At 71.8% G+C, this 17166-nt stretch carries 17 protein-coding genes; 7 read left to right on the top strand and 10 right to left on the bottom strand.

Features of this window, described 5'->3' with window-relative positions:
* The first annotated feature begins 23 nt into the window (after positions 1–23).
* Positions 24–1733, top strand: coding sequence for a RecQ family ATP-dependent DNA helicase (locus ACFUJ1_RS00085; protein ID WP_378640779.1), 1710 nt, complete (start codon positions 24–26; stop codon positions 1731–1733).
* On the opposite strand, the gene ACFUJ1_RS00080 is transcribed toward ACFUJ1_RS00085, so the two are convergent.
* A complete protein-coding gene (locus ACFUJ1_RS00080) occupies positions 1730–2617 on the bottom strand; it encodes a helix-turn-helix domain-containing protein (protein ID WP_378640778.1) in 888 nt (295 codons plus the stop codon). The genes ACFUJ1_RS00085 and ACFUJ1_RS00080 overlap by 4 nt on opposite strands.
* Before the next feature lie 363 nt (positions 2618–2980).
* Here ACFUJ1_RS00080 and ACFUJ1_RS00075 point away from each other — a divergent pair, with 363 nt between their 5' ends.
* The 3 genes from ACFUJ1_RS00075 to ACFUJ1_RS00065 all read left to right on the top strand — a co-directional run bounded on the left by ACFUJ1_RS00075 (position 2981) and on the right by ACFUJ1_RS00065 (position 5137).
* Positions 2981–3448 (top strand): hypothetical protein, encoded by a 468-nt coding sequence (locus ACFUJ1_RS00075; protein ID WP_378640776.1) that lies wholly within the window; start codon positions 2981–2983, stop codon positions 3446–3448.
* Between the two features lie 133 nt (positions 3449–3581).
* Positions 3582–4433: an SAM-dependent methyltransferase gene (locus ACFUJ1_RS00070; RefSeq protein ID WP_378640774.1), complete on the top strand. Its 852-nt coding sequence runs from the start codon at positions 3582–3584 to the stop codon at positions 4431–4433.
* Positions 4430–5137, top strand: coding sequence for a DUF6081 family protein (locus tag ACFUJ1_RS00065; RefSeq protein ID WP_378640772.1), 708 nt, complete (start codon positions 4430–4432; stop codon positions 5135–5137). Before ACFUJ1_RS00070 ends, ACFUJ1_RS00065 begins: the two co-directional genes overlap by 4 nt.
* Before the next feature lie 9 nt (positions 5138–5146).
* On the opposite strand, the gene ACFUJ1_RS00060 is transcribed toward ACFUJ1_RS00065, so the two are convergent.
* The 5 genes from ACFUJ1_RS00060 to ACFUJ1_RS00040 form a co-directional block, all read right to left on the bottom strand.
* Complete coding sequence (locus ACFUJ1_RS00060) at positions 5147–6019, bottom strand: cyclopropane mycolic acid synthase family methyltransferase (protein WP_378640770.1); 873 nt, start codon at positions 6017–6019, stop codon at positions 5147–5149.
* 159 nt (positions 6020–6178) lie between these two features.
* Positions 6179–7237 carry a hypothetical protein gene (locus tag ACFUJ1_RS00055; protein WP_378640768.1) on the bottom strand — a complete coding sequence of 353 codons (1059 nt, stop codon included), beginning with the start codon at positions 7235–7237 and terminating at the stop codon, positions 6179–6181.
* A gap of 11 nt (positions 7238–7248) precedes the next feature.
* Entirely contained in the window at positions 7249–8319 is a 1071-nt protein-coding gene (locus ACFUJ1_RS00050) for a polyprenyl synthetase family protein (protein ID WP_378640766.1), read from the bottom strand.
* Between the two features lie 501 nt (positions 8320–8820).
* Positions 8821–9111 (bottom strand): hypothetical protein, encoded by a 291-nt coding sequence (locus ACFUJ1_RS00045; RefSeq protein WP_378640764.1) that lies wholly within the window; start codon positions 9109–9111, stop codon positions 8821–8823.
* Positions 9092–9382, bottom strand: a complete 291-nt coding sequence (locus ACFUJ1_RS00040) for a hypothetical protein (RefSeq protein ID WP_378640762.1) — start codon at positions 9380–9382, stop codon at positions 9092–9094. The genes ACFUJ1_RS00045 and ACFUJ1_RS00040 overlap by 20 nt, the downstream gene beginning before the upstream one ends.
* Before the next feature lie 136 nt (positions 9383–9518).
* Here ACFUJ1_RS00040 and ACFUJ1_RS00035 point away from each other — a divergent pair, with 136 nt between their 5' ends.
* Positions 9519–9941: a VOC family protein gene (locus ACFUJ1_RS00035; protein ID WP_378640761.1), complete on the top strand. Its 423-nt coding sequence runs from the start codon at positions 9519–9521 to the stop codon at positions 9939–9941.
* A gap of 4 nt (positions 9942–9945) precedes the next feature.
* Here ACFUJ1_RS00035 and ACFUJ1_RS00030 read toward each other — a convergent pair whose 3' ends face one another.
* Both ACFUJ1_RS00030 and helR read right to left on the bottom strand, forming a co-directional pair.
* Positions 9946–10353 (bottom strand): PPOX class F420-dependent oxidoreductase, encoded by a 408-nt coding sequence (locus tag ACFUJ1_RS00030; RefSeq protein ID WP_378640759.1) that lies wholly within the window; start codon positions 10351–10353, stop codon positions 9946–9948.
* Entirely contained in the window at positions 10350–12569 is a 2220-nt protein-coding gene (gene helR / locus ACFUJ1_RS00025) for an RNA polymerase recycling motor ATPase HelR (protein ID WP_378640757.1), read from the bottom strand. Before helR ends, ACFUJ1_RS00030 begins: the two co-directional genes overlap by 4 nt.
* Positions 12570–12691: 122 nt before the next feature.
* Between helR and ACFUJ1_RS00020 the strand changes: the two genes are divergently transcribed.
* Positions 12692–13783, top strand: a complete 1092-nt coding sequence (locus ACFUJ1_RS00020) for an alanine racemase (RefSeq protein WP_378640755.1) — start codon at positions 12692–12694, stop codon at positions 13781–13783.
* Between the two features lies 1 nt (position 13784).
* Here the strand turns inward: ACFUJ1_RS00020 and ACFUJ1_RS00015 are convergent, their stop codons facing one another.
* Positions 13785–15443, bottom strand: a complete 1659-nt coding sequence (locus ACFUJ1_RS00015; RefSeq protein ID WP_378640753.1) for an alpha/beta hydrolase — start codon at positions 15441–15443, stop codon at positions 13785–13787.
* A 104-nt stretch (positions 15444–15547) separates the two neighbouring features.
* Here ACFUJ1_RS00015 and ACFUJ1_RS00010 point away from each other — a divergent pair, with 104 nt between their 5' ends.
* Positions 15548–16516: a DUF2332 domain-containing protein gene (locus ACFUJ1_RS00010; protein WP_378640751.1), complete on the top strand. Its 969-nt coding sequence runs from the start codon at positions 15548–15550 to the stop codon at positions 16514–16516.
* On the opposite strand, the gene ACFUJ1_RS00005 is transcribed toward ACFUJ1_RS00010, so the two are convergent.
* Positions 16510–17166, bottom strand: a 657-nt coding sequence (locus ACFUJ1_RS00005) for an SDR family NAD(P)-dependent oxidoreductase (RefSeq protein WP_378640749.1), incomplete at its 5' end; no start/stop codon positions are given. The genes ACFUJ1_RS00010 and ACFUJ1_RS00005 overlap by 7 nt on opposite strands.

The following is a 17166-nucleotide window of genomic DNA, read 5'->3' as shown; positions in this document are numbered from 1 at the left end:
GCACAGGCGGGAATTGCCCGGCGGTGCCCCGTAACGACACCGCCGCACCGCGGCGCGACAAAGGCGTCGCCGCACTCTGGCGCGCAGGAAAAGCCGCCGTGCGGCGCGGCAAGACCCGTCCGGCCGCACGGCGGCGCGACCTCTGCCGGGTCGCGAAGGAGACCTTCGGCTGGCCGGACCTGCGCACCGGCCAGCTCGACGCCATGCTCCCGCTCACCGCGGGCCGCGACGTGCTCGCCGTCATGCCCACCGGGGCGGGGAAATCCGCGATCTACCAGGTGCCTGCGCTGCTGCTGGACGGCCCGGCGCTGATCGTCTCCCCGCTCACCGCGCTGCACCGCGACCAGGTGCAGCAGCTGTCGCGGACCGCCGCGCCGCTCGCCGTCGCGATCAACGCCACCCAGTCCGCCGCGGCCACCGAGCAGGCGTGGGCCGCCCTGGCGGACGGCACCGCGAAGTACCTGTTCCTCGCCCCCGAGCAGCTCGCCAAGACCGAGCTGCTGGACCGGGTCGCGGCGCTGCGCCCCGGGCTCTTCGTGGTGGACGAGGCGCACTGCGTCTCGGCCTGGGGCCACGACTTCCGCCCGGACTACCTGCGGCTCGCGCACGCCGCCGAGCGGGTCGGCAGGCCGCCGGTACTCGCGCTCACCGCCACCGCCAACGGCCCCGTCCGCGAGGACATCACCCGCGTGCTCGGCCTGCGCGACCCGGCCACGATCGTCGCAGGCTTCGACCGGCCCAACCTCTCGCTGACCGTGCGCGCCACCCGCACCGCCGGCGACCGCGACGCCGCCGTGCTCGACCTCGTCACCACCGGCCCCGCCCTGGTCTACACCGCCACCCGCCGCGACACCGAACGGCTGGCCGCCGCCTTCCGCGAGCGCGGGGTCGACGCCGCCGCCTACCACGCGGGCATGAAGCCCGCCGAGCGCAACGCGGTGCACGAGCGCTTCCGCACCGACCGGGTCGCGGTGGTGGTCGCGACCTCGGCCTTCGGCATGGGCATCGACAAGCCCGGCGTCCGCGCCGTCGTGCACGCCGCCGTCCCGGACTCGCTGGACTCCTACTACCAGCAGATCGGCCGCGCCGGCCGGGACGGCGACCCGGCCGAGGCGATCCTCTGCTTCCGCGCCGAGGACCTCGGGCTGCAGCGCTTCCTCACCAGCCGCCGGGTGGACACCGACGGCCTACGCGCCCTCGCCCGCGCCCTGCACGGCAGGAAGGAGCCCGCGACGCTCGCCGAGCTCACCGCGGCGAGCGAGCGCTCACGCCGCCGCACGCTCAACAACCTGAACCTGCTCGAGGCCGCCGGGCAGGTGGAGAGCACCACCGACGGCCGCTTCCGCGGCACCGGCGCCGACCCGGAGGCCGCGCCCGAGCGCGCCGCCGAGATCGCCGAGCGCCGCCTGCAGCTCGACCGCTCCCGGCTGGAGACCATGCGCGCCTACGCCGAGACCCCGCTCTGCCGCAGGCAATTCCTGCTCGGCTACTTCGGCGAGGTGCGCGAGGAGCAGTGCGGCAACTGCGACACCTGCCTGGCGGGCACCGCGCCGCCGATCGAGCGCGTGGACGGCCCGTTCCCGGCCGGCGCGGCGGTCCGGCACCCCGTCTTCGGCGACGGCGAGGTGGTCCGGCGCGAACCGGAGACGGTGACGGTGCTCTTCACCGAGGCCGGGTACCGCAGCTTGTCGCTGGCCGCGGTCGAGGACGGCGACCTGCTGCGCGAGCGCTAACCCCGCATCTCGCCGAGCAGGTCCTCCAGGAAGCCGGTGCTCTCCGCGGGCGAGAGCGCCTGCACCGCGAGCCGGTTCATGACCGCGAGGTACAGCTCGACGTCGCGCTGCTTGTCCAGGTAGATGGAGCTGGTGAGCTGCTCGGTGTAGACGATGTCGGGCAGCTCCGGCTCCGGGAAGCGCAGGATGCTGAACGGGCCGCCCGCCGCCGAATGCCCGCCCGCGGCGTAGGGCAGCACCTGGATCCGCACGTGCGCGTGCTCGGCCATCGCCACCAGGTGCGCCACCTGCTCGCGCAGTACGTCGGCGCCGCCGACCGGGCGGCGCAGCGCGTTCTCGTCCACCACCGACCACAGCGTCGGCGGGGCGTGCCTGGTCAGGATGCGCTGCCTGCGCATCCGCATGTCCACCCTGCGGTCGGTCTCGTCGGAGTTGCCCAGCTCGATCACCGCGCGGGCGTAGTCCGGGGTCTGCAGCAGCCCGGGAATGAACTGCGCCTCGTAGGTGCGGATCGTGGTGGCCGCCTGCTCCAGCCCGATGTAGGTCTCGAACCAGCTGGGCAGCAGGTCGCTGTAGCTCTGCCACCAGCCCGGGTCGTTCGCGCGCTTGGCCATCGCCAGGAACGGCGCTCGCGCCTCCGGATCGTCGACCCCGTAGAGGGTCAGCAGATCGCGCAGGTCCCGCTCCTTGAACCCGGTGCGCCCGAGCTCGAGCCTGCTGATCTTGGCGTGCGAGCCGCGGATGGCGTACCCCGCCGCCTCCCGGCTGATATCGCACTCCTGGCGCAGCTGCCGCAGCCTGCTCCCCAGTGCGACGCGCAGCACCGTCGGCCCCCGCTCGGCAGCGAGGAACTCCGCGAAGCCGCTGTTGTCGTCGTTGGTCATGGACCGCCTCCGGCCGGTGAACGAATACCCCTGCACGCGAAAGTCGCTCCCGGCACACCGCCATCCCCCGCGTCGCGCGCCGATACTACCGCCTCGCCGCGCGCTCGGGAGCACGGGTGAATCCCCGTTTTCCATTGGCATTACTGTGAATTCGCGTATCGGGCGTTTTTCGGAGCACTGTTCCGTACCGACCGGCCCGAATGTCAGCTACCCCGAAACACGCTCTCCGACAGTGCGATCGGATCGCCGGTTATCGAGCGGAGCGCGGGGCGGGTGCGTAGAGTGCGCGGCAAGCGGCGCCGGACGGGGTACTCCGGCGGTTCCGCCGTAGCGCAACGAGGATCGAAAGCCAGGGGGCCGACCGTGACGTCGCACGAAATCCAGCTCACCGACGGCGAGGTGGCCGATCGGCTGTCCGCCATCCTGACCAGCACCAGCATCGATCTCGCCACCTCGAAGGCAGGTGCGAACTGGTGCTCCAACGCCTTCTTCGCCGAGCGCGGCGGCGATCCGTTCCGGCTCCTCGTCGTGCTGGAGTCGAGCGGCCGCACCCTCGATTCGCTGCGCGCCAATCCGCAGGTGGGGGTGAAGGTGGTGCCCACCGGCTTCCTCGAACCCTTCGCGCAGGGCGTCGGCACCGCGGCGGTGCGCACCGAGTCGGAGGCGCGGGAGGAGATATTCCGCACAGTGGTGGACAAGGAGCCCGCGCTGCGGCCGTTCCTGTCCGCCCCGGTCGAGGCGGTGGAGATCACCGTCGACTGGTGGCGGGTCACCCACGTCGGCGCCGGTCTGCTGCCCGGCCGGGTGCTGGAGCGCCCGGCGGTGCACTGATGCCGAACCCGAATCAGCAAGTCGCTCAGTACATTCGGCTATTGTCGCCGCGCCGGTGACGCTCCTAGGCTTGGCCAGCCGCGGTGGATCGGCACCCGATCCCGCGGCCTCGCACCCGCACAGAGAGGTCCCCATGTCCGAAGCCACACCGCAGACCGGCGTTCGCGCCCCGGTCGGCGTGGACACCACCCGGGCCAGCATCGCCCGCGTCTACGACGCCACCCTCGGCGGCAAGGACAACTATCCGATCGATCGCGAGGTGCGCGACCGGGTCGCCGAGGTCGCACCCAGGCAGAGCGACGTCGCCAGGATGAACCGGCGCTGGCTGCACCGCGTGGTGCGCTACCTGGCCGGTACCGCGGGCATCGACCAGTTCCTCGACATCGGCGCCGGGCTGCCCACCGTCGGCAACACCCACGAGATCGCCCAGCAGCAGAACCCCGAGGCCACCGTGGTCTACGTGGACAACGACCCGGTCTGCAACGCGCACGGCCGGGTGCTGCTCGAGCAGAACGAGTTCACCCACTTCGTCCCGGCCGACCTCACCGAGCCGGACACCCTGCTCCGGCACTCCGAGGTCACCGCGCACCTCGACCTCGAGCGCCCGCTCGCGCTCATCCTCTGCGGCATCCTGCACCACGTGGACGACGCGCTCGACCCGGCGGGCATCATGCGCCACTACATCGAGGCACTTCCGCCCGGCTCCTACGTCGGCATCACGCACTTCTACGACCCCGCCGACGGCGGCGCCGCGCACGACATGGCGCTCGAGCTGCAGCGTCGCTTCACCGAGATGGGGCTCGGCTCCGGCTGGTACCGCACCGCCGACCAGATCGCCACCTTCTTCGGCGACCTCGAGATCGTCGAGCCCGGCCTGGTCGAACTGGACGACTGGTGGCCGCCGGGCCCCGCCCTCCGCCCCCGGCTCACCGAGGAGCGGCTGCTGCTCGGCGGCCTCGGACGCAAGCCGGAGCAGCTGCGATGACCGGCTACGACGACCTCACCGGCCCCGCCGTCGACCTCGAGCGCTGGCAGTACCTCGAGGTCCCGCTCGGCCCGGACGAGACCTGGCGCTACGCCGACCCGGCCGCCGAGGTCACCGTCTCCGGCGGCGCCGTCGCGGTGCGCATCCCGGAGTTCACCCTGGCCAACCCGGCGGTGCAGATCCTGGACAACCCCAAATTCCTCATGGTCTCCACCGCCGAGTTCGACCTCACCGCGGGCCCGCGCACCTTCGGCGTGCGGATGGCCGCGACCAACCTCGGCACCGACGGCGCCGACTACCGCGACGGCTTCGCCGCCTTCAACGTGCTCGACATGGCCACCGCGCAGGTCTTCGACGCCATCGCCACCGGGCGGCACGCCTACGCCATCCACGAGCGGCTCCTCGTCCCCGGCGTGGTCGACCCGGCCGACGCCTTCACCCACGTCGCGCACGCCCCGCTCGCGGGCGAGGCGGTGAAGGCCGGGGAGTTCCAGCACTACGCGGTCACCATCGACCGCGCGGCCGAGCGGGTCGAGTGGCGGGCGGGCGGCGCGCTCGTCTACACCGTGCGCGCGGCCGCGCTGCCGGAGCGGGTGCGGATCGGCTTCGGCATCATCACCCTGCACCCGCTCGCCGACGGGCGCAGCACCTCGCTGCGCGGCCAGGGGCTCGCCGCCGCCTGGCGCGACTTCACCGTCGACTGACCTACCCGGTCAGGCCGCGCCGGGCTTGGCGAGGCTGAACTGCATGATGTCGATGTAGCCGTCGCGGAAGAACTCGGCGCAGCCGGTCAGGTACTTGATGTAGGTGTCGTAGGTCCGCGGCGAGGTCAGCGCGATGGCCTCGTCGCGGTGCGCGCGCAGCGCCTCGGCCCAGCGATCGAGGGTGATGGCGTAGTTCGGGCCCAGCGGGTGCACCCGGGTCACCTCGAACCCGGCCCGCTCGGCGCCCTCGATCACCCACTCCGGCTGCGGCAGCTCCCCGCCGGGGAAGATCTCGCGCGCGATGAAGCGGGCGAACTCCAGCACCTCCCGGTCGATCGGCAGCCCCTTCGCCCTGATCTCGTGCCGGTCGAACTGCACGATCGTGTGCAGCAGCATCTTGCCGTCCGACGGCAGGATGGCGTGACAGCGGTCGAAGAACTGGTCGTAGCGCTCCCGGCGGAAGTGCTCGAAGGCGCCGATGCTGACGATCCGATCGACCGGCCGGTCGAACTCCTCCCAGCCCTGCAGCAACACCTCGGCACTGTGCTTGCCTCGGTGCTGCTCGAGCAGATCGGCGACGTGCTCGTGCTGGTTCTTGCTCAGCGTGAGGCCGACGACGTTCGCGTCGTAGCGCTCCATCGCGCGCAGCATGACCGAGCCCCAGCCGCAGCCCACATCCAGCAGCGTCATCCCCGGCTCGATGTCGCACTTGCCGAGCGCCAGCTCGACCTTCGCCCGTTGGGCCTGCTCCAGGGTCATATCCGGGTGTTCGAAGTAGGCGCAGCTGTAGGTCCGGGTCGGGTCGAGGAAGAGCGCGAAGAAATCGTCGGACAGGTCGTAGTGCGACTGCACGTCACTGAAGAAGGGGGCCAAGCCGGTCACGACACGCTCCTCGAGTCAGGGGGTCGAACGATGGCACAACGGCGACGCTATACCTCAGCATATTCGCGGCAAACTAAAAATCCGTGCCCGGTTCGTTCCCGGGCGCCGCGAACACGCTCGCGAACCTCACCGACTTGCTCCAATGCCGGCAGTTCCGCCTCAGGAGTCGAGGTGGTCCCACCACCAGCGGATGGACGAGAATTCGGGGATGCGCGTTGTCAGCGTCGGGGGGATATCCGATACAGCGAGTCGGAACAGCGGCGAGCCGTCGTCGTCGTGGTAGCGGCCGGTACGGGCCCGGGAGTGGTAGTCGATCGTGCCGCGGAAAGTGTGTCCGAGCGCGTCGAGGAACTGCAGCAGGGCGGGGCTCGCTTCGGGCGTGAGGCGATCACGCAGGTCCACGAACAGCACCATGACTTGGTCGAACAGGACGGCTGTTTGGGCCAGCGCCTCGCTCAGCGACAACCCGCGCAGGCGGGCCAACAGCGACACCAGATTATAGGAGTCGCCGACCCCGTCGCGGGCCTCTTTCCCGTAGGAGCACAGGTCGTTGGCGAGACCACACAGCGTGCACGCCGCCTCGAAAAGGGCGTCCACTGCGGGCGTGTCGCGGTCTGCGATGGAGACGTCGCTGGCCGCCTCCAGCAGAGGCACCAGATAGGGCAACCCGATTGTGCCGAGTCGGCGAACAAGGTAGTGGTTAGGGTCCAGCACCGTGTCGGCCTGACTGGTCTGCTCCCATACCATGCAATCCAGCCACCGCCCGACACCCTGGGCCCAGCGTCGTGCTCGAGTGGCGTCGGTGCAGGCATGGATGCGGCGGGCGACGTCGATCCAGGGAGCTTCGAACCGGTTGCCTGGATCCAGCAGCCCGGCCTCCGGCACGGCCAGGGTGTAGGGCACCCGCTGGGCATAGGCCGTCATATACGAAATCTTTTGCCGGCCGGCAGAGCCGGACTCACCCATCGCGTCGTCGAAGATAAGACCGAAATATGACATATCGCTGTGGATCTGGACCAGATCAGTGGGACCGACGGGCATAGACAGTGCGGCGGCTTCGGCGGTGTTGTCGGCGGCTATCCGTGCCGGGTCGGGCACAAGCCCGTACCGGTGCAGCCAGTCCAGTGAGCGGGCTTCGAGCCGATCGACTTCAGGATGCATGGCGAATGGTATGGGACAGTAAATCGTCGGAGCGTCGACATCAGCGCGGGCGGCCATCGTCGGGTTCCTTATTTGTCTCGGGTGATGATCAGATCGGCCAGCGCGGTGAGTTCGGTTGCGGCGGGACGAGCTGGATCCGCCGCATCCAGGTGTTCGAGCGCTCGGCTTCGATGGTGTTCGGCTCGCGACATCGCCCAGGCACGCCCTCCCGCTTGCTCCACGAGTTGGATGCCCCACTCGATCTGCTGCGGGGTCAATGGGTCCCGGCTGTGGTACAGGTCGGTGAGTTGTCCCGCCGACGCGCTCGTGGTGGTCAGTGCATAGACGATCGGCAGCGTTTTCCTCCGTGCGGCCAGATCGGTGCCGACGGGTTTACCCGTGCGAGGCAATCGGCCCCACAATCCGAGCAGATCATCGGTGTATTGAAACGCCAGCCCGAGGTGGTGACCGAACCGGTACAGATGAGTCACCGTGTCGTCGTCCGCTCCGGCAGCGACAGCGCCCAACGCGCATGCCCGGGCCATCAACACAGCTGTCTTGGCTGCCGCTACCGCCTCGATCTCCGCCACCGTGGTGGTGTTGTGCCCGTTGGTGACGGAGTCGGTGTACTCGCCGTGGATCAGGTCGCGCACGGTCTTTGCCAGTGCGCCCACACCCGTGGTGGCGAGGCGGCCGCCCGTCTCGGTGAGGAGTTCGACGGCCAGGAAGAAAAGGGCGTCACCGGTCAGCAGCGCAGCCGGAGTACCGAAACGCACCCATGCCGCCGGCCGGGCGCGGCGGAACCGATCGGTGTCGATGATGTCGTCGTGCAGCAGCGAGGCGTGATGCACCAACTCCACCGCCACCGCGGCCACAATCGCCTGCTCCTGGTCGCCGTCGGCGGCTTCACACGACAGCAACGTCAACGCCGCCCGGATCGCCTTCCCGCCGTATTCCGGTCGCGACGCGTCGCGAACATCCAGACCGCAGTGGTAGGCGGCAATTTCCTCGATTCTGCCGGGCAGCCTCGTGATCGCTGTGCGCACGGCCGGCCCGAGGATGGCCCCGGTCGCGGTCAGAATCTCCGCCGCCGATCGCACGCCGACAGTTTCGGTAGACGACGTTCGCGGTGGCGGCTGGTCAGCGGGCGTCGTATTCATAGTGCCTCCGTGAATCAAGGCTCCATCGCGCCTGGGTTCAGCGCGTAACCTCATGGCTACGGCGGCCCTCTCCCCCACCAGGCAAATTCAGATGGCTCCTACCTAGGATTATGCCACCGCAACCCGTCGGGTGATGTCAAAATCTCTGGATACCAACACTTTCCGGTTGAGTGGAATTGTCGAGGTGCCCGATCAACGGTGTATCGAGCGCAATCGGGACTCCCGATCGTTCTAGACAGATCGTGTCAATGACCTTCGGCGGCCAGGATTAGCGCCCGGATCCTGGCCGCGTGGATCACCCGGACCGAGGGGGTGTCGGTGTCGCACCACTATGTGGCCGAATTGTGGCGGCAGCGGGACGGCTGTTGGACCGCACGCTCGGCTGGCTGTGGGACGGCATCGCCGAACCTGTCCTCGAGGCGCTGGAGCTGACCGGTCCCTCCGCCGCCGGAGCCGAGCTGCCTCGCCTCTGGTGGATGCCGACGGGCATGCTCTACGCCGTCAGGCGGTGCGGCGCTCCGTTGCGGCGTCGCCGATCCAGGTGGAGACGACTTCGTCGACGCTGAGGTGAGCGGCGCGGGCACTGTCGATCAGGACCTGGTCCTGGTCGGCGGGCAGGCTGAGCGAGACCGTGCGGCGCACCCGCAGGGTGCCGCGCTCGTGCTCGGGTACCTCGTCGGCGGGAGCGTCGGGGGAATCGGGACGCAGCTCGGTAATGCTCCAGTCCGGCCCGAACTCGGCCACGAGTGCGTCGCGGACCGCTTCGACGGGGTCACCCTGTGAACGGCTCATCGGTACGCTCCTCCCAATCCTCGAACGCGGCCAGATCGGCACCGGTCAATTCCTCGGCGCCGAGGACCAGCCAGTGGAACGTCCCGACTCGGTGCACTGCCACGAACAGTGGCCGCCCCGCTTCGGTGCGTCCAGCTATCAGTGTGACCCGTAGTGACGCTCCTGTCGACGGCCGGGGCCATTTGTGGCGCCCGCTCAACACCTGGTCGATCTCATCGGGGGTCACTCCCCGCAGCTTCGACTCCGCCCATTCGGGCAGCTCGTAAGGCATGACCGGAAACCCTACCCTGCTCGGAAGAAGGTTCTTCGCCGCCAATGCTGTTGCTGCGCAGACAGTATGGTCCGCGCACCGGACGATGTCCGATTCGTACAAGACCGGGAGCCTGCCGAGGGGGTTCACTGGCAGCATGACGATCAGTGCGATCACCCTCGGGGTGCGGGACCTGGAACATTCGCTGCGGTTCTACCGCGACGGCCTCGGACTGCCCTTCCCCGGCATCATCGGCACCGAGTTCACCGGCGACGCGGAGAACCCCGGCGGCAGCACCGCCATGCTGACGCTGGGCAGCGGGCTGATCCTGTCGCTGTACGGCCGCGACGACCTGGCGAAGGACGCGGGCGTCACCCCGGACCGGGTGACCGGGTCCGGGGTGAGCCTGGGCTGGTTCGTCGAGAGCAGAGGCGAGGTCGACGAGATCCTGGAGCGGGCCGCGACGGCGGGCGCGACGATGGTGCGCGCGCCGCTGGAGCGGCCGTGGGGCATCTACGCCGGCTACTTCGGCGACCCCGACGGGCACCTCTGGGAGGTCGTCTACTTCCTGCCCGGCTGAGCGGTCAGTGCCGCTTGCCGACGGCGGTCGGCCGGACCACCAGGATCACCCGGTCGGCGGCGTCCTTCGGGTCGTCCGGGCCGTAGGGGCCGCTGTAGCGGGCGTTGAGCTCACGGAAGTAGCCGCCGGTCGGGTCGGGGTCGATCCGCTCGACCACGCCGCGCACCTCGACGTACCGGTACGGGTTCTCCGGGTCCACGATGGAGATGGCGACGGCCGGGTTCGCGCTGATGTTGCGGAACTTGCGCCGGAAGTTGGTGTGCGTGAAGCGCAGCAGCTCGCCGTCCCAGCCGAACCACATGGGGTTCACCTGCGGGCTGCCGTCCTCGCGCACGGTCGCGAGGTTCGCGATCAGCGGGCGCTCCAGCAGGTCGCGGAGCTCCTCCGGGACGATTCCGGTGGCGGTGGTCATCTGCTCTCCTGTCGCTCGGGTGTCGCCGCTGGGCAACGCGGCCGCTCCGAACCGTATTCCGCGAGCCCGCGCAGCGCGGGCGGCAGCTGGCCGCGGTGCAGCACCCCGAGCCGCTGGGTGGCGCGGGTGAGCGCGACGTAGAGCTCGGCGGCGCCGCGCGGGCCGTCGGCCAGGATCGCCTCCGGCTCGACCACCAGCACGGCGTCGTACTCCAGTCCCTTGGTCGCCGCGGCTGGCACCGCGCCAGGCACCCGGGGCGGCCCGATCACCACCGCCGTTCCCGGCTGCTCGGCCTCCGAACGCACGAACTCCTCGACGGCCGCGGCGATCTCGTCCGTCGCGACCTGCCGGGACCAGGGCCTGATCCCGGAGGCCCGCACCGACTCCGGCGGGCGCACCGCGGGCGCGAACTCGGCCAGCACCGCCGCGGCGATCCCCATGATCTCGGCCGGGGTCCGGTAGTTCACGGTCAGCGACCGGTACAGCCAGCGCCCCGGCACGTACCGGTCGAGCACCGCACCCCAGTTGTGCGCCCCGGCGGGCGAGCGGCGCTGCGCCAGGTCGCCGACGATGGTGAAGGAGTGGCTGGGGCAGCGCCGCATGAGCACCCGCCAGTCCATGTCGGAGAGCTCCTGCGCCTCGTCCACCACCACGTGCCGGTAGGTCCAGTCCCGGTCGGCGGCGGCGCGCTCGGCGAGGTCGCGGGTGTCGCGCTCGACGAAGCGCTCGGCCAGGTCGGTGCCGTATAGCAGGTCCGAGGCGAAGAGGTGGTCCTCGTCGTCCATGGAGTCCTCGCGGTTCACCAGGATGTCGAGGACGCCCGCGGCGTAGGCGGCCTCGGCGCGCTGCGCCCGCTCGGCCGCGCCGTCGTCGCCGTGGGCGGGGCCGAGCAGGTCGGTCAGCTCGTCGAGCAGCGGGACGTCCGAGACCGTCCAGGCCGTGCCGTCGGCGCGCCGCAGCGCCGGGTCGGCGCCTGCCGCGGCCAGCCGCTCCGGCGATTCGTAGAGCGCGGCGAGCAGCTGGGGCGGGGTGAGGACGGGCCACAGCTCGTCCAGGGCGGCCGCGAAGGTCTCCAGTTCGGCGAGCTCGGCGGTGAGGTCCTCGCGCAGGTTCGCCCACGCCTCGCGGTCGTCGCGGGTGAGCCAGCCCCGGCCCACCCGGGCGGCGGCCCGCTCGGTGAGCACATAGCTCACGATCTCGGTGAAGACCGCGCGCGCCTCGTTGTGCGGCCGCCCGCTCGCCCGCGCCTCCTGCCCGGCCCACTCGGCGGTCTCCGCGTCGAGCCGGACCGTGACGTCGCTCAGCGCGAGCTCGATCGGCCGTTCCGGCAGCCGCTGCCGGTCGGCCACCGCGGCGGCCAGCACCGGAAGGATGTCGAGCGAGCCCTTGAGCCGGGCGGCCGCCGGGGTGTCCTCGGCGGTGACGCGCAGCCCGGGCACCAGGTCGCCGGTGGTCGTGAACACCACATCGGTCTCGCCGAGCGAGGGCAGTACCCGGCCGATGTGCCGCAGGAAGGCCGGGTTCGGCCCGACCACGAGCACGCCGTTGCGCGCCATCTGCTCGCGCTGGGTGTAGAGCAGGTAGGCGACCCGGTGCAGCGCGACGACGGTCTTGCCGGTGCCGGGGCCGCCCTCGATCACCAGCACCCCGGCGTGGTCGAGCCGGATGATCTCGTCCTGCTCGGCCTGGATGGTCGCGACGATGTCGCGCATGCCGTCCCCGCGCGGCGCGTTCACCGCGGCCAGCAGCGCCGCGTCCCCGCTCTCGCCGCCCGCGGGGCGGCCGAGCACCTCGTCGGTGAAGGCGGTGATCGTGCGCCCCCGAGTGTGGAACTGCCGCCTGCGCCGCATGTTCTCCGGGTGCGCGGCGGTGGCCACGTAGAACGGGCGCGCCGCGGGCGCCCGCCAGTCCAGCAGCAGCGGCTCGAATTCGGCGCGCTCGTCGAGCAATCCGATGCGGCCGATGTAGGAGCGCTCGCCGGTGGTGGAGTCGAGCCTGCCGAAGCAGAGCCCGTTGTCGGCGACGTTCAGCCGCTCGACCTCGCGGGCCAGCGCGCGCACCTCCGCGTCGCGCTCCAGCGGCGAGTTGCCCGGCGTGCGCAGCGCCGCCGCGTGGCGGTCGCGGGCCAGCGCGCGCTCGGCGTCGAGCCGGGTGTAGAGCCCGGCCACATACTCGCGCTCGTCCCGTAGTTCCGCGTCGTACCCCTCGGCAGTCATGCCCCTCACTTCCCGCGTTTCCGCAGCGTCCGGCTTCGGCGGGCTATTCTGCGGGAAGACCGGGGCCTTGCCGCAAGCCCCGGGGTCCGGGATAAAATGAGGACGGGAACACGGACGTGCGCATGCCCCTGGAGCTTCCCGACACCCCCTTCGCCCTGGTCGACCCGGCGCGTGTCGACCGCAATGCCGCTCGCCTGCGGGACCGCCTCGACGGGCTCGGCGTCCCGCTGCGGCTGCACGTGAAGACGGTCAAGTCCGTCGAGCTGGTCCGGCGGGCGCACGGCCGCGCGCCGATCACCGTCTCCACGCCGGCCGAGGCCGAGTACTTCGCCGCCGCCGGGTACGACGACATCGTCTACGCCGTCGGCATCGACCCGCACAAGCTGCCCAGGGTGGCCGCGCTGCGGGCGCGCGGGGTCGCGCTCACCGTCCTGCTGGACAGCCGCGCCCAGGCCGAGGCGGTCGCGGCGGCCGGGATTCCGGCGCTCATCGAGATCGACGCGGACGGCAGCCGCGCCGGGCTCCGCCCCGACGACCCGCTGCTACCCGAGATCGGGGCGGTGCTCGGCGACCGGCTGGCCGGGGTGCTCACGCACGCGGGCGGCTCCTACCACGCCTTCACCCCCGAGGCGCAGGCCGCGGCGGCGAAGGGCGAGCGGGACGCCGTCGTCGGCGCCGCCGAGGTGCTGCGCGCAGCCGGACTGGACTGTCCGGTGGTGAGCCTCGGCTCGACCCCGACCGCGCACACCGTGCGCGACCTCACCGGGGTCACCGAGGTCAGGGCGGGTGTCTACCTGTTCTTCGACCTGGTGATGGCCGGGCTCGGCATCTGCACCCTCGACGATCTCGCGCTCTCGGTGGTCGTCACGGTGATCGGGCACCGGCCGGACCGGGGCTGGATCGTGACCGACGGCGGCTGGATGGCGCTCTCCCGCGACCGCGGCACCGCCGAGCAGCCGGTGGACCAGGGCTACGGCCTGGTCACCGACCTCGCCGGGACCCCGCTCCCCGACCTGCTCGTGACCGGGGCCAGCCAGGAGCACGGCATCGTGGCGCTGCGCCCTGGCAGCGGCCGCCCGCTGCCCGAGCTGCCGGTCGGCACCCGGCTGCGGGTGCTGCCCAACCACGCCTGCGCCACCGCCGCGCAGTACGCCTGCTACCACGTGCTCGGGGACGGCGCGCTCACCCGGGTCGAGCGGCACACCGGCTGGTGAATCAGTTTCCGCGCAGGGCGTTCTCGACGCGCTCGGTCGCGGCGGCGTTCCAGCCGGGCGGGTCGAGGATCTCGGCCCACAGCTGCGCGGCCTCGGGGCCGTAGGTGTGGCCGAACCCGGCGGGGACGTCGGCGGAGAAGACCATGTCCATGGTCACCTGCCAGAAGGTGACCATCGGGATCCAGCGCATGCCCGGGTCGACGTCGGGGCCGAGCGGTTCGCGCAGCCAGTCCGGGCGGTGCCAGGCCAGGTCGAACGACCACCAGGTGATCGGGTCGCTGGCGTGCTGCCAGAACACCAGCCGCGGGAACTCCCACGGTGCGGCGAGTGCGGTGTCCTCCGGGCGGGAGGCGAAGCGGATGTGCTCGCCGTCGTCCACCACCGGCAGCCGCTCCGGCGAGCCGGGGTCGCGGCCCGCGGTGATCCGGCCCCACGGTTCGGCGAAGTTCGGCGTGCCGACCAGCAGCGCGCCGTCGGTGCGGGCCACCAGGTCCGGGCCGGAGGCGAAGGCCGCCTGCCCGCCGTAGGAGCCGAGGCTCTCGCCGAAGACCACCAGCTTCGGCCGCCGGTCCTCCGGGCGCGCGGCCCACACCTTGTACACCGCCTCGAACAGGGCGCGCCCCGCCACCTGCGGGGTCTCCCGGTCGGCGACGAAGGAGAGCGCGCTGGGCAGGAACGAGTACTGCATGGCGGCGATGGCGGTGTCGCCGCCTGCCACGTACTCGAAGCTCGACGCCACGTTCGCGTTCACCCAGCCGCGCCCGGTGGTGGTGACCACCGCGAGCACCCGGCGGTCGAAGGCGTTGGTGCGCTCCAGTTCGGCGACGACCCGGTCCGCGATCCCGGCGACGGTGTCCGCGGATTCGCGGCCCGCGTACACCCGGATCGGAGTCCGGGCGGGCGCGCCGGTGACCTCGGCGATCCGCTCGACGCTCGGGCCGCCAGCCACGAAGGTTCTGCCCTCGGCGCCGAGCGAGTCCCAGGGTTCGGCCGAGGCGGGCGAACCGGAGCGCTCCGGGAGCCGCGGCTGCTCGACCCCCTCCGCGGTGCCCTTGTCGGCGGCCTTGGCCGACTGCTCGGCCACCCCGAGCAGCCCGCGGTACAGGGCGCCGTTGAGCAGCACCACCAGGATCACAAGCACCAGCACCACCGCGCCCAGCCGGGCCACCGGCGCGGGCAGCCAGCGCCCGCCGAGCCGGGTCAATCCGGCGGTGGCGGCGCCGATCCCGCGCCCGGCGGCGAGCAGCAGCAGCGCGACGACCACCGCGATCAGCAGCACCAGCAGGTAGTAGGAGCGCTCCGCACGCGGTACCCCGACCAGGTCGCGGATGATCTGCTGCCACCACGAGCCGAGGACCAGGAACAGCGGCACCAGGATCGCCGCCGCGGCGGCCAGCGCCAGCCAGCCGATCCGCTTCGTGCGCGCCGACCACTCGGGCTCGACCCCGCAGCGCCGGATCACCCAGGCGACCAGCACCCCGATCCCGTACCCGGTGATCATGGACAGCCCGGTCGCCACGCCCTGCAGGTACCAGACCCGGGGCAGCAGCGACGGCGTCATGGACCAGACGAAGAACAGCAGCGCCCAGGCCAGCCCGACGGGGTGCGGGGTGCGCAGGAAACCGCGCGCGGGCGGCTCGGGGTCGGGTGAATCGAGCACGGCCATGCTCCTCTCCGGGCGCGACCGGCGGGGTCCTGGCACGATCGCGTGTGAGCAGGGTACACAGCGGACACCGCTCGCGGCAGGTCATATCGTCCGCCGGGATGGGGGTGGGAAGCGTGCTGCGAGCCGACGTGAGCGGGCGGTACCGGGTCTTCGCCGAGCGTGAGGCCCGTGGCGAGTCCCCGCGATACGAGGCCCTCGCCCTGAGCGTCGCCGCCGACCCGCGCGCGACCGCACTCGTCGGCGCGCTGCCCGGCGACAGGCAGCAGCCCAATCTGGTCCTCGCGGCGGCGCGGCTGCACGGCGCCGATGTGGTCGCGCCGGAGGATTTCCCGGCGTGGCTCGCCGAGCACTGGGCCGAGGTGCGCGCGACCGCGCTGGCCCGCAGCACCCAGACCAACGAGGTGGGCCGGGCGGCGGTGCTGCTGCCGGTCCTGGCCGGGTTCGCCGGGCCGCTGGCGTTGCTCGAGGTCGGCGCCTCGGCGGGGCTGTGCCTGTACCCGGACCGCTTCGGCTACCGCTACACCGGCGGCCCGCGGCTGGAGCCGGCGGACGGCCCGTCGCCGGTCCGGCTGACCTGCGCGGCCACCGGCCCGGTCCCGTTCCCCGCCCGGCTGCCGCAGGTCGTCCACCGGGCCGGGATCGACCTGCACCCGCTGCACCCCGCCGACCCGGACGACCGGCGCTGGCTGGAGACCCTGGTCTGGCCCGGGCAGACCGAACGGGTCGAGCGGCTGCGCGCGGCACTCGACATCGCCGCCGCCGACCCGCCGAGGCTCGTCGCGGGCGACCTGAACGAGCACGTCGCCGACCTCGTGCACGATCTGGCTCGCGACGCCACCGTCGTCGTCTTCCACAGCGCCGTCCTCGGCTATCTGCGCCCCGCGGATCGGGAACGCTTCCGCCGCACCGTCACCGGACTCCCCTGCCACTGGATCTCCAACGAGGCCCCCGCGGTCTTTCCGGACCTGGCGCCCGAGGCACCACCCCGGCAGTTCGTGCTCGCGGTGAACGAGCGCCCGGTCGCCTTCGCCGGGCCGCACGGCCAGTCGCTACGCTGGATTCAGTAGTAGATCGGGCCGGGAACCCCGCCACCCGCGGCGATGGCGTCGCCGGTGAGGGCGATGCTGCGCGGCGAGGCCAGGAAGGTGACGACGTCGGCGACCTCGCTCGCGTCGACGATCCGGCGGATCGAGTTCTGCGCCAGCCCGGCTTCGAGTTCGGCGACGCCGGTGCCGGTCTCGGCGGCCTGCGCGGTGAGCCGGTCGGTGAGGCGCTCGGTGCGGGTGCGGCCGGGGTGCACGACGGTGACATTGACCCCGTACGGGCCGAGCTCGTCGGCCAGGTTCTTGGTGAGCGCGGAGACGCCGACATTGCGGATGGTCTGGGCGATGGAGTTCGCCTGGCGGGCGCCGAGACCGCTGATATTGATGATCCGGCCCCAGCCCTGCGCCACCAGGTGCGGCGCCACCGCGCGGGCGGTGCGCAGGTAGCCGAGCACCTTGATCTCGACCTCGCGGCGCACCAGTTCGTCGGAGGTGGCGGCGAGGTCGGCGGGGGCGCCCGCGCTCCACGGGGTGGCGGCCGAGTTCACCAGGATGTCGACGCCACCGAGTTCGGCGACGGTCCGCTCGACCAGGGCCCGCACCTGCTCGTCCTCGCCGGTGTCGGTGGGCACCGCGAGCACCCGGCGCCCGCTCGCCGCGGCCAGCGTGCGCGC

The organism is Nocardia sp. NPDC057227 (assembly GCF_042669725.1).
Classification (GTDB): Bacteria; Actinomycetota; Actinomycetes; order Mycobacteriales; family Mycobacteriaceae; genus Nocardia; species Nocardia asteroides_A.
This window is presented reverse-complemented; position numbering and strand designations above follow the sequence as displayed.